The 13,157-nt window shown below is 43.2% G+C and carries 10 protein-coding genes; 7 read left to right on the top strand and 3 right to left on the bottom strand.

What is annotated here, in order from left to right; translation table 11 throughout:
• Nucleotides 1-52 precede the first annotated feature (52 nt).
• On the top strand, nt 53-631 hold the full coding sequence (locus AC1DP6_RS18320; protein WP_477056129.1) for a toxin-antitoxin system YwqK family antitoxin: 579 nt from the start codon (nt 53-55) through the stop codon (nt 629-631).
• A gap of 670 nt (nt 632-1,301) precedes the next feature.
• Here the strand turns inward: AC1DP6_RS18320 and AC1DP6_RS18315 are convergent.
• Nucleotides 1,302-3,704 carry a glycoside hydrolase family 31 protein gene (locus AC1DP6_RS18315; RefSeq protein ID WP_477056128.1) on the bottom strand — a complete coding sequence of 801 codons (2,403 nt, stop codon included), beginning with the start codon at nt 3,702-3,704 and terminating at the stop codon, nt 1,302-1,304.
• 237 nt (nt 3,705-3,941) lie between these two features.
• Complete coding sequence (locus AC1DP6_RS18310; protein ID WP_477056127.1) at nt 3,942-5,045, bottom strand: WD40/YVTN/BNR-like repeat-containing protein; 1,104 nt, start codon at nt 5,043-5,045, stop codon at nt 3,942-3,944.
• Between the two features lie 146 nt (nt 5,046-5,191).
• Between AC1DP6_RS18310 and AC1DP6_RS18305 the strand changes: the two genes are divergently transcribed.
• Both AC1DP6_RS18305 and AC1DP6_RS18300 read left to right on the top strand, forming a co-directional pair.
• Nucleotides 5,192-8,293, top strand: a complete 3,102-nt coding sequence (locus AC1DP6_RS18305) for a sensor histidine kinase (protein ID WP_477056126.1) — start codon at nt 5,192-5,194, stop codon at nt 8,291-8,293.
• A 47-nt stretch (nt 8,294-8,340) separates the two neighbouring features.
• A complete protein-coding gene (locus AC1DP6_RS18300; RefSeq protein WP_079468073.1) occupies nt 8,341-9,009 on the top strand; it encodes a response regulator transcription factor in 669 nt (222 codons plus the stop codon).
• Nucleotides 9,010-9,348: 339 nt separating this feature from the next.
• Here the strand turns inward: AC1DP6_RS18300 and AC1DP6_RS18295 are convergent, their stop codons facing one another.
• The gene (locus tag AC1DP6_RS18295; protein ID WP_441574014.1) at nt 9,349-9,498 is read right to left on the bottom strand and encodes a hypothetical protein; all 150 of its coding nucleotides are present in this window, start codon (nt 9,496-9,498) and stop codon (nt 9,349-9,351) included.
• Between the two features lie 372 nt (nt 9,499-9,870).
• Here AC1DP6_RS18295 and AC1DP6_RS18290 point away from each other — a divergent pair, with 372 nt between their 5' ends.
• From AC1DP6_RS18290 to AC1DP6_RS18275, 4 genes are all read left to right on the top strand, one after another.
• Complete coding sequence (locus tag AC1DP6_RS18290; RefSeq protein WP_477056125.1) at nt 9,871-10,008, top strand: DUF3924 family protein; 138 nt, start codon at nt 9,871-9,873, stop codon at nt 10,006-10,008.
• A complete protein-coding gene (locus tag AC1DP6_RS18285) occupies nt 9,972-11,741 on the top strand; it encodes a toprim domain-containing protein (protein WP_477056124.1) in 1,770 nt (589 codons plus the stop codon). The genes AC1DP6_RS18290 and AC1DP6_RS18285 overlap by 37 nt, the downstream gene beginning before the upstream one ends.
• 99 nt (nt 11,742-11,840) lie before the next feature.
• Nucleotides 11,841-12,743, top strand: a complete 903-nt coding sequence (locus tag AC1DP6_RS18280) for a DUF1835 domain-containing protein (RefSeq protein ID WP_477056123.1) — start codon at nt 11,841-11,843, stop codon at nt 12,741-12,743.
• Entirely contained in the window at nt 12,740-13,144 is a 405-nt protein-coding gene (locus tag AC1DP6_RS18275) for a hypothetical protein (protein WP_477056122.1), read from the top strand. Before AC1DP6_RS18280 ends, AC1DP6_RS18275 begins: the two co-directional genes overlap by 4 nt.
• The last annotated feature ends 13 nt before the right edge of the window (nt 13,145-13,157 follow it).

Raw genomic sequence — 13,157 nt, 5'->3', positions numbered from 1 at the left:
ATATTTAACTTGTGCTAAAGAAACAAAGATGATACAAAAGGGATTTTTATATATGCTGCTGCAAATTATAATGATCAGCAGCAGTTTTGCACAGGTTAAATCCAATCAACGGGATCAGCAACATCGTAAGCAGGGATACTGGATGGAGGAAGTGGGAGAGGTGAGAGGAGAACCGGGATATACCTGGGAGGGTACTTATAAGAATGACCGTAAAGAAGGGGTATGGAAGAAGACCACTTCCATCGGCAACCTGATAGCGGAAGAGACGTATAAGAATAATGTACTCGATGGTTATTGCAAGTACTATTATTCAAATGGAAAGCCGAGTGAGGAGGGAGCGTTTATTTCTACTGAGGTAGAAGGGCAGCGGGATACGATTATGATCATTGATCCCGTAACGAATGCAGAAACACCTACAGAAATTATCCGTAAAGGAAATTCAGTGCGCAATGGTGTCTGGAAATTGTATGATGAGGAAACGGGGAAGGCCGTAAAGGAATACTACAAACGTGGTGAAACCGTTACTGCCAGCGAGTTAGGAGATAGTACTACGGATGAGCAACCTGCTGTTAAAAAAGCAGTTTTACAGCTACCGCATGAAAATGCAGGCAAGCATAAAAAGAAAGGATAAACACAGGAATAAAAATGAACAGAAAAAAAGCTAAAATGAACAAAAAGATTTGTCCATTTTAGCTTTTTTTCTGTAATTTCATTAAAGGATGTTGATCTTCTGGAACCCCAAGTCCACAATGATTTTTATTGTTTAATCCTTTTAATTATTTGTTTGTATGAAAAGCCTGATTATCAACCACGGGGAGAATCCGCAAGAATTACATGGAATTGATTATACCACGACGGACAAGATGGAGATTCTGTTTAGGGCAGTTTTTATCTTTTTAGTGTTTTGTGCACTAACATCAATTATATTCCTTTCTATTTTTTACTAAGCATAAGCAATCAATACGTGTTGCAATCATCAACACACAAAAAGCGTAAGGCGCAAAGGTGATCATCATCTTTGCGCCTTACGCTTTTATGCCCTTCCGGTTCTACTTGCTAAATTGATTTTCTGTGCTGTAACTCTTTACAGTAAAGCGTTACCAGCGATTTTATTTTTTAATGTTCGTCAGACACTCTTAATTCAACGTTAACAAGTTATTCATTTTGTTCATTATGCCTTTCCGGGCGTCAGACATTTTGTACACTCAGATTAAGCATCTAATTTAGTATCTCTAAAGTTGGCATAGGTTATGAAACCGGCGCGAGATCTCTATCTGAAGTGCCTTTTCTTTTTTCCCACTTTAGTCCTTACTCATCTTAATTTCTTCAAAGCTTCTTGGTACCACAAATGACACTGTACTGTCTGCTAACAGATTTTCCGGCAATAACACTACAGGTTGCCCGTCTACCAGCAACGACGTAGGTTGAAACGGTAAACCATGTACGATAATGCGATGGTTTTTATAGGACGTTTCATAATTAACATAAAACTGCTTTCTGAGATGGAACTGTTGCGGCGTGGAATGTTGCTTGAAGCGGACCACATTATATTGTCCGTTTTTGTAGCCGTAATGATCTCCTGCATCTTCATACAGCACACTCTTCACCTCCTGTTCTCCGTAATAAACATGCAGGAGCATTTCTGTTACCGGTGTTTGCTGCGTGTATTGCATATCAGGGTACTGCGGCAGCACCGCACCTGCTTTCACAAACAGGGGCATTTCATCCAATGGTGTATTCACTGTTACCTCCTGGGCGCCGGTATATTTAAGATCATTCCAGAAATAATACCAGTTACCTGCGGGCAGGTATACTGCTTTTTCTTTCATTCCTTTTTCGCTCACATGGCTGATCAGTAATGCATCACCAAACATAAACTCGTGGGAACAGTTGTGGGTAGCCGCATCCTGTTGCGCTACAAAGGCCAGCGGGCGCAGCATAGGCGTACCCTGGTTTGCATACTGCCAGAAGGTGGTATATAAATACGGCAGCAGCTTGTATCTCAGCTTAATGAACTTAGTCACTACTTTTTCATACTCGGTTCCAAAGCTCCAGGGCTCCTGGTTAAAGCCGGTTTCATTGCTGGCGGAGTGTGTACGCATCAATGGGTGAAATACAGCCAGTTGAATCCAGCGGGTATAGAGTTCTCCATCGGGCTCACCGATGAAACCGCCAATATCGCTACCCGTAAATGAAATACCGGAAACGGCTAAACGCTGGCATTGCACGCTGGCCAGCCACAGGTGTTCCCAGCTGGATACGTTGTCACCGGTCCATACGGAAGACCAGCGCTGGGCGCCGGAATAGCAGGAGCGGGTAATGAGGAAGGAGCGATGCGGCATCAGGTATTTTTTCATACCGGCAGCCGTAGCCTTGCTCATCAGGTGACCATATATATTATGTGCCTTGCGGTGACTTACTTCTTCTCCATCATAGTCGTGGCGCACATCTTCAGGGAAGGAGCCCATTTCAAAAACAGCGGGCTCGTTCATGTCATTCCAAACGCCACGTACACCGATTTCAGCCAGACTTTTGAACAGGCTGCTCCACCATTCGCGTACTTCCGGATTGGTATAATCAGGAAACACACATTTGCCCGGCCATACATCGCCTTCCATCAGGGCGCCGTCTGCCCGTTTACAGAAGTAATTGTTTTTCATGCCTTCTTTATATACGGCATAATCGGGATCCACTTTAATACCCGGGTCAATGATCACCACTATTTTGAAGCCTTCTGCAGCCAGCTCCTTTATCAATCCTACCGGATCGGGGAACCATTCCTTATTCCACGTAAAGCAGCGGAATCCATCCATATAGTCGATATCCAGGTAGATGACATCACAGGGGATACCACGTGTTCTGAACTCTTTGGCAATTTCTTTCACCCTGGTATCGGGGTAATAACTCCAGCGGCATTGGTGATATCCCAGGGCCCACAGGGGAGGTAGTTCCGGTGTCCCGGTAATTTTAGTATAGGACTCGGCTACTTCCAGCAGTTCCGGTCCGTAAATGAAATAGTAGTTCATTTCACCACCACGTGCCCAGAAGCTGCAGGCATCTTCTCTTTCCTTACCAAAATCGAAGATGGTACGGAAGGTGTTATCGAAGAAGATACCGTAGCCGATACCGTGATGCAGTCCATAATAGAAAGGGATATTGCGGTAAAGCGGGTCTGTATCTTTCTGATAGCCGTAAGCATCTGTACCGTAGTTTTCCAGGCGTTTGCCCCGCAGATTCAGTTCGGTAGGCTTATCTCCTAATCCATAAAAGCATTCTCCTTCCTGCACGAGTTTGCTGCAGTATTGAATTTTACCGCCTTTCAACAGGTAGTGCTGCCAGTGGAAACCCATTTCGTCCTGGTTAATCACTTTGCCTTCCTTATCAGAAATCGTGATACGCAGGTTATCCCGGGCTATAAATACCCGGAGGGCATCTGTATATATCTCAAAAGTTTCTTCCCATTCCTTGATACCGAATGATATAGGTGATTCCTCGAGTGTATCGCTGGTGGCGTAGGAGAAGTCCCTTTGAAAAGTGCCGTCAGCGGCGTATCTGAAGCGAATGATCTTATCGGCAATGACCCTTATTTCGAGAATTGTTTCTGTAGTATAAAAACAAAAATAATTACCTTCTTTTTTCCATTCCCTGATACTGTCGGGATAGTGCTTGGCGCCGTATTTACTTGACGAGGTTTCAACTTGCATAATCTCTTTTTCTGGATGCCTGGTAATGCGTTACCATGGTCTTAAATTACATAAAAATTCAGAGTAGTTATAGTCAATTCGCGTTAGATGCTGATATTTCTGCGTTTACCCTTTAAATTCAGTGCTTCGCAAAAAATAACGTAAAGTGATTAAATTACTTATTAACTTCATATTAATAAATTTACTTTTTGCTTTAACCTATTTTAGTAGGTGCACCTTTCCAGGAGCACCTTTTTATTAGTGGTTACCCAATACCGCAATATCTTTTCGGGCCAGGTATACTTTCGTTCCTTTTCTTGCTCTGGCAACTACATTAAATCCATCGCCCACTCTTTTCCAGTTTTTGCCGCCATCTTCCGAAATATCTGTGCCGGACGTGCCGGTAGTTATCAGTATTTTGGGGGAGATGTAGGCCACTCCGGACTTGTATCCGCCCGGAGGGGTAACCGGAGCGTACCAGTTTCGCCCGCCATTGCTGGTAAGCATACAGTTGCCTTTTCTGGCGGTATCTATTTTATAGTCGCCTCCTACAGCAATGCCGGTGGCGGCATCCCGGAAGGCAATGGAAAATGCGCCTGTGGTACTGCTTCCCTGTACTACCGGAATCGTATAGGCTTGCCAGTTACTACCGGATACAAAAAGTCGTGCCACATTACCGCCGGTGGCAAAATACACTTTCTTTCCGGGTAATGTGACCAGGCTGGTTCCGCTGGCCGCAAAGATCGCCTCCCCGGCGGCGGCAGCAGGTAACGTAGCTGTAGCATCTCCTTCCCAGGAGCGGCCACCATTGTGTGTACGAATGACAGTAAATTTATTATCCAACGGGTCACCGATAGCGATTCCTTCCTGTTCATTAAAAAACTGTATGGCATCGAAGAAAATACCCGGGCGGTTGTCGTAGTAAACCTGCTTCCACGAAGTGCCTCCATCTTCCGTTAAAAAAATAAGTGCAGGAGCACCGGCATTTAATACAATCGCTTTACGCGCATCAAAAGCATATAGCGAACGCCAGTTGCAGCTATCGCAACCCGGTACCACCGTCCATTGCCAGTGAGCGCCCCCATCTGTACTTTTACCTACCTGACCTTCCGTACCTGAAGCCCATATAATATCATCCGTTACCACGCTGAGGCCCCGGATGCTCTTCGCCGGCGCAGATGTAATGACGTTTATCTGGTACGCTGTTTCCTTTTTCTGGGCAGTTGCCGGTAAAACAGTATATCCTAAATAAAAGCATATCATGGCCAACAGCCCGGCAGTGCGCCTGCGCCCGCCAGCGATAAACAGCCACTGTAAAGTATCTAAGGCTCTTATGCCCGGATTTGTTCTAACTGAATTCATAGAGTATATCATTTATTTCCAATCTGTTACCAGCAAGAAAATTACAAAATTGCTACAAAGTGTGGTACAGATTTATATATTTGCAGATTACCTAACCTGCTTACTTCAATAACATAATCATAGTGCATCAACCGCATCGCTTAAAAATGTTCGTCCTATGTTGCTTATGGGGGCTTCTCCCCGGGGTATTGCATGCACAGGATAAGCCATACATTTTCGACAGCTATAGTGTTAACGAAGGACTTTCACAAAGCACCGTCTTCGATATTACGCGGGATGACCAGGGATTTATGTGGATTGCCACCAGGGATGGCATCAATCGTTTTGATGGTTATACCTTTAATGAATACCGGTATAAACCAAGTACGCTCTACAAAGCCGGGGAAGGCAAGGGGGAACTGGTACCCCGTGGTTCTACCGGCAACCGCGCGGTGATCAACCGGTTTGATCTCAAAGGATATAAAGGTTTTACTTTTTATAAAGACAGTCGTCAACAGATGTTGCTGGCCCATAACAACGGGATCAGTGTGTATGATAAGTATCGTAATAATTTCCGCACCTTACTGGAAGACACTTCTAATGTTAATGCGCAGGAACGCGACAATAATGTGAAGTTCACTATACTGGGGGAGGATACCGCTACCAATTCATTGTGGGTGTGGAGGCCGATGAAGGGACTGTATGTATTGGATAACACCACCTACGCTATCAGGCGCATTATCCTCTATCCACCACAGTTCCGGCAAAAAGGAGTGTTGCCTACTGCCGTGATGAAAGATGGTAATACTATCTGGATGAATGGGGAACCCGGAGAGTTGTTTTCACTGAATATTAAAAATTTACGGCTGGCTACCTATTGCTTGCCAGGGGTGGGTAATCAACCGGTGATCCGCAATCTGAACAAGGACTCTATGATCATTGTGAGTGCGGGGCATATTACCATCTTCAATAAACAACGCAATAAGTTCAGTGACCTGACTTTTGATATGCGGAATGAAAAAGGAGAACCCTTTATTCCCGCTGTATCGGAAGTGGACCAGTTTGGAAATGTATGGATAGGAGGGAATGATGGAGTACTCATCTACAGTATTACCCGCAACGAAATTCTGCGGCATATCGTCAGCTTTAATACATTTGAAACCAGGTCTTTCAACAATGTTTCTTATCTCTATCGTGATATCTCCGACAATATGTGGGTAGGTACAGATGGTGATGGCCTGAAAAAATATTCTCCTCATAAAAAGGTATTTAATCTGTACAGGTCTCCCTACATCACGCATAATATGGTGCAGGCGGTGTATAAGCATGATGACGGCAAACTCTATGTGGGCCTCATGCGCGACGGATTGAATATTTATGAAGATGGCGGCAAATTCCTGGAACGTATTTCCAATGAATTATATCCTGGTAAATTTCCGGGCAATGACCTGGGAGCCATTTGCCGTGAAAACGCGGATCATTTATGGCTGCATTTTGCAAACATGTACATCGGTTTGTTTAATGTACAAACCAAATCTTTCCTGGACCTCACCAGTAAAGTAACCGCGCTGGGACTGCCAATACAGCGGGATCCATGGCCATTCCTGTTTAAACGTACCAATGGAGAACTGTACTTCAACTATGGTGGTTATCTGTTGTTGTTTGATGATACCAATAAAGGGTATGAAGTATCGGTGGTCCATAACTTTGCGGATGAATTACTGACTACCTACTACGAAGATTTTATGGGTAACCAGTACGTGGGTACGAAATCTTCGCTGTATGCAAAAAACAAATCCGATTCCCGTTGGAAATCAATACCGCTGCCATCAGGTACTACGGTGAAATCTATTAATAAGAACGCCCATAAAGAGTTACTGGTAGCCACTAACAAAGGATTGTTTATTATAGATGAGGCCGGGCGTATCAAGCAGCATTATAACAGTTACGACAATCCGAAACTGATCAACGATTACATGTACGGTGTGTTGCTGGACGATAAAGACAGAATTTGGGTGAGCCACAATAAAGGGTTATCGCAGATTAATCCGTTATCAGGAGAGATCACTACCTATAATTATGAAGATGGCTTACAGTCGAACGAATTTAATACCGGGGCCTTTTATAAATCTATTGACGGCGAATTATTTTTTGGCGGGATCCGTGGGGTGAATGGATTTTATCCTAAAAATTTCCGGGATAACCTCTCTAATGCCAAAGTGATCATACGGCGCATGGAAGTGCTGGATAAGCCTTATGAATCGGATACGGCCATTTCGCTGCTGAAGAAAGTAGAGTTGCCTTACAACCAGAATACGATTGCGATAGAATTTGTGCCGCTGGAGTACACCAATCCTTTAAAGAACAAAGTACAGTATAAACTGGAAGGAGCGGATGAAGACTGGGTACAGGCAGGGACTTTCAGGATGGCGCGTTATACCAACCTGCATCCGGGCAGTTATACTTTTAAAGTAAGAGGTTCTAATAATGATGATATCTGGAGCACGATTCCTACCACGTTGGAGATTGTGATCAGAATTCCATTCTGGCAGTCATTATGGTTCCGGTTTTTATTGCTGTTGTTGTTATTGGGTATTGCCTATTATTTCTCTACACTTTACCTGGATTATAAAATACGGCATGAGAAATTAAAACTGGAGAAAGAGCAGGCCGTAGATCAGGAGCGGGCGCGTATTTCCAGCGATATGCATGATGACCTTGGTTCGGGATTATCTACTATCCGTTTATTGAGCGAAGTGGCGAAACGAAAAATACAGGATCCATCACAAACGCGGGAAGTGGAACGTATTTCCGAAACAGCGGGGGAGATGGTAGATAAAATGAGTGAGATCATCTGGGCAATGAGTTCTTCCAATGACTCATTGGCTAACCTCATCGCCTATATGAGAAGTTTTGCCGCAGAGTTTTTAGAGCATGCGCATATTACACATCAGTTTTATATTCCGGAAAGTATTCCTAATATTAAGCTGAGCGGTGGTACCAGGAGGAATATTTACCTGGCAGTAAAAGAATCATTGCATRATGTAGTGAAGCATGCAAAGGCAACAGAGGTAATTGTAGAAGTGAAGATGCATAAGAACATGACAATAATGATTAAGGACAATGGAAAAGGATTTGACCAGGAGAAAGTAAGATTATTCGGTAATGGCTTGAAAAATATTCAGAAGAGAATGATATCTGTAGGGGGTAATGCGGATATTTCCTCGAACAATGGAACAATAGTTTTTCTCGATATCCCACTAAATTGACATACATTTGTTTTTAATAACATTTAAGTGTTATAATTCCTTTAAACATGACGGTATACTCAAAGAAGAAGTCCCAGGATAACATGGACACTATCACTATTGCGATAGTAGAAGATAATCATGATATCCGCACGGCTATGGAATTGCTGATTAATGGTTCTGACGGTTATGCCTGTGTAGGGACTTTTAATAATGCAGAAACCGCAGTAGAACAGATCCCTCAATTGATGCCAAATGTAGTGCTGATGGATTTCAACCTGCCGGGTGGTATGAATGGTATTGAATGTATTGCGCAGTTGAAACGGGAACATCCCGACATGCAATTTATGATGCTGACCGTTTATGAAGATGATGATAAGATCTTCATGGCGTTGGAAGCCGGTGCGAGTGGATATATTCTCAAGAAAACATCTCCGGGTGAATTGCTCGAAGCCATTCGTGATTTATACGATGGAGGTTCTCCGATGAGTTCGCAGATAGCCAGAAGGGTGGTAGCGTTTTTCCAGAAACAGGCAAAACCAAATCCAGCACTCGAGGCATTAACTACCCGTGAAAAAGAAATCCTGGATCAACTTTCCAAAGGATATCTGTACAAGGAAATTGCCAGCAATCTGTTTATCAGTATTGAAACGGTAAGACGACATGTACACAACATCTACGAAAAGCTGCATGTACGGAGCCGTACGGATGCAGTGAATAAGTATTACAACAGATAGTGCAAAAAATAAAGCTAGAGGCATAAAGCTAAAAGCGATTGAAGCGAATGATGAAAAACATAATTATACAATGATTATCATCATTCGCTTCAATCGCTTTTAGCTTTATGCTTTTAGTTTTACGCTCTTTTTCAGCAAGTGTATAGACAATACCACAGCAGCAATCAACAGACAGGCGAGTTTAAATAATAAACCAGTTTTCATAGGATAGGGATTATACGGTTAATAGGTTAATACATTTAAGTATAAGACATAATACTCCCTGATGGCTATTGCCAGGCTGATGTGACTAGTTGTGAATATTGTTGTAAAGCCGTTTGTAAAGTTGTAATAAGTTGATTATCGCATCATCTGCCACGAATCAAATTTCCGGATAAGGGTGAGAAATTTGTTGCCGATACGATTATCCTGTTCTTTTTTGATGAAGTAAGTAGCTGCGAGCGCTACCAGAATAACTGCTGATAGCAGGATTAGAAATAGTATTTTCATAAGGATTAGGTTAGGATATCTCTTAAAAGTTGACTTATGTAAATATAATTATTTTATTGATATAAGTTTAATTTCACATAAATTTTTTTATACCATTTTCATGTGATCTCCCCGGAAAATGCCCTGGATAGGCTAAAATCTCCCAAAAATACAATTTTCATAAGTCTTAATTTATTGGCTTTCAATAATGTAAGCATAGTGCATAACTTATACTTGGGATGATTCAATGAATCCTTTATTTTTGCCAGCAATCTGATTTTGCTAAAAGATTTAGTATCCTTGCAGATCATTGATTAACCCACGAAATAATAATATTTAGGAAATTTTAATATATTATGGCAAACACGGACAAAACGGATAACAAAGATCTATTTGCTTCCTATACGGAAGACTCCATACGGTCGTTGGACTGGCGGGAGCATATCCGCCTCCGGCCTGGTATGTACATTGGTAAGCTGGGAGATGGATCAAGCATGGATGATGGTATTTATATCCTGCTCAAAGAGGTAACAGATAACTGTATTGATGAGCATACCATGGGCTTTGGTAAACAGGTAGATATCAAGGTTACAGAACATCATGTCACCATCCGTGATTTTGGAAGGGGCATTCCATTGGGAAAAGTGGTGGATGTAGTGAGTAAGATTAATACCGGTGCTAAATACGACAGCAAGGCTTTCCAGAAATCAGTAGGATTGAACGGAGTGGGTACCAAAGCAGTGAATGCACTGTCCAGCTATTTCCGCGTACAATCCGTTCGTGACGGCCGCATGAAAGTAGCCGAATTTGAAAGAGGAGTACTCACAAAAGAACATAAGGAAACTGCTACCACAGAGCCCAATGGCACCCTGGTAACTTTTACGCCAGATGATACCGTATTTAAAAACTATCGCTTTATACCGGAATTCCTGGAGAACCAGATCTGGAACTATTGCTTTTTGAATGCTGGTCTGACTGTTAGCTTTAACGGAAAGAAATATATTTCAAAGAATGGTTTGCTGGACCTGTTACAGCGTAAAACCAATGAAGAAGACCTTCGCTATCCGATCATTCACCTGAAAGGAGAAGATATTGAAGTTGCCATCACCCATGAAAGTCAGTACGGAGAAGAGTATTATTCATTTGTGAACGGGCAGCATACTACCCAGGGTGGTACGCACCTGGCTGCTTTCCGCGAGGCATTTGTGAAAACAGTGCGCGACTTTTATAAAAAGGATTATGAAGCCACTGATATCAGGGCGTCTATTTGTGCTGCTGTTTCCATTCGTGTGCAGGAGCCGGTATTTGAATCACAAACAAAAACTAAACTGGGTTCCCAGGTAATTTCTGAAGGTGGTCCTTCCGTAAAGGCGTTTATACTGGAATTCATGTCCAAACACCTGGATGATTACCTACACCGTAATCCGGCTATTGCAGAGGCGTTGAAGAAACGTATTGAACAAAGTGAGCGTGAGCGCAAAGAGTTGGCAGGGATTAAGAAACTGGCCAACGAAAGAGCCAAGAAAGCGAATCTTCATAACAAGAAGCTGCGTGACTGCCGCTTACACCTGAACGATGAGCTCACCGGAAAAGATAAAGCTGAACAGGAAGCACGCCGTTTGGATTCGACCATCTTTATTACAGAAGGTGACTCCGCCAGTGGTTCCATTACCAAATCCCGCAATGTGGAAACCCAGGCGGTATTCAGTTTGCGCGGTAAACCGCTGAACAGCTATGGTCTTACTAAAAAGATCGTATACGAAAACGAAGAATTCAACCTGCTGCAACATGCGCTGAATATTGAAGAAGGGATGGAAGGACTGCGCTACAATAACATTGTGGTAGCTACCGATGCCGACGTAGATGGAATGCACATCCGTTTACTGCTGCTGACTTTCTTCCTGCAGTTCTTCCCAGACCTGGTGAAGAACGGGCATGTATATATCCTGGAAACACCGTTGTTCCGTGTTCGTAACAAGCAACAGACTATTTACTGTTATACAGAAGAGGAGAAGCAAAAAGCAGTGAAGAAACTGGGCAACAAACCGGAGATCACCCGCTTTAAAGGTTTGGGCGAAATTTCTCCTGACGAATTTGGCCGTTTCATTGGAGAAGATATCCGTATTGAGCCGATCATTTTATCGAAAGATATTCATGTCCAGAAGTTGCTGGAATATTATATGGGTAAAAATACCCAGACCCGCCAGGAGTTTATTATTAATAACCTGCGGTATGAAAAGGATTTAGTTGAAGAAACGATATAAAAAGAATTACGAATTTCAAATTACGAATTACGATTATACTCAAAGATCTTTGCGGATGATCGTAATTCGTAATTTGTAATTCGTAATTAATTTCAAGGTATGGGCTTAATACACATTGTTTTTGGTCAGTCTTCGGTTCCTGTGCTGGGTGAAGCGATAGCGATGGATGAGAAAATGAGCGGAGACATTCTTTGTTTTGAAGATGATCTGTCGGTTGGACCCTTGTTCATACTGGACACCAAAGAGGGCCGGGCCGGACGTAAACAGTTCTGGCTACAGCTGGCGGGAATATCACCGTTACCAACACCTGCGGAGGAAGAGCCGGCACCTGTAGTGGCGCCTGGTACCGATGAGGATCCGGAAGATGCTGACCGTTTCAACACCCTGAAAGCACAGCTGAAGGAAGACCCCGAACAGGAAGTATGGATCTGGGCAGGACAAAATGCCCGGGATGTATGCGGCTATTACTGGCTGGTGAGTCAGCTGTATGATTTTGCAGGACGCATACATATTATCTACCTCAATAACCTGCCTTTCCTCAATGAGAAGGGAGCCGTGTTTTATCCTACTCATCTGCACCAGATATTGCCCAAGGAATTCCTGAAGGCCAAGAAACTGGCGCGCCCTATTTCACTGGCAGAATATGAGCTGGATGGAGATGAATGGCATCGCCTGATGAATGAAAACGCCGGTATCCGTTTACTGGAAGGTGGTAAAAAGATAAAAGGAGAGCCTACCCTGTTTTACGATAAAGAGCTGCAAACGCAGAGTGGAAAAGAATTTGTGAAAGCATGGCGGATTGTACAACAGGTAACCGGTAAACTGAAATACCCTGTGATGGACCAGTTCCTGGGCTGGAGGCTGAAAGAGCTGATCCGCGAAGGTAAACTGGAAAGCAGAGGAGAACTGAAAACCATCCGTGATTTTGAAGTGAAGTTACCTGGAGAAAGTACAGATAACGCAACGAGTACGGACAACACCGAAAATCCAACTACCCTATGATAAAGGTAACATCCCTTGACCTGTTGGGAGCAGATGACCGCGGCAGCGGTTATTTCTGGAATTGCAACCGCACAGGAGATTTCCTGGTATGTTACCGTAATGCCGGTAGCAGTAGTGGCCAGCATTACCATGAAGGTAAAAGTGACAATAAGAATCCGGAAGTACTGTATCTTTTTACCGGCAATGCAGCTATTCACTGGTGCCCGCTGGGAGGAAACGAAATAGTGGTAACGGAAGTAACTGCACCGGCCAGGGTAGAAGTGCCGGTGAATGTATGGCATCAACTGATTGCTGTTACTGATTGTTGCTTTATTGAATTAAACTCTCTGGAAGATGTACAAAAGGACAGTGTACGTATATGGAGGGAGGATTTTGAAAAAATGATTAACGTAAAACCGTAAGTGTATTATACAT

The organism is Chitinophaga sp. 01L420, assembly GCF_056399985.1.
Note: the sequence above shows the minus strand (reverse complement) of the source record. Positions and strands in the feature narration are given on the sequence as shown.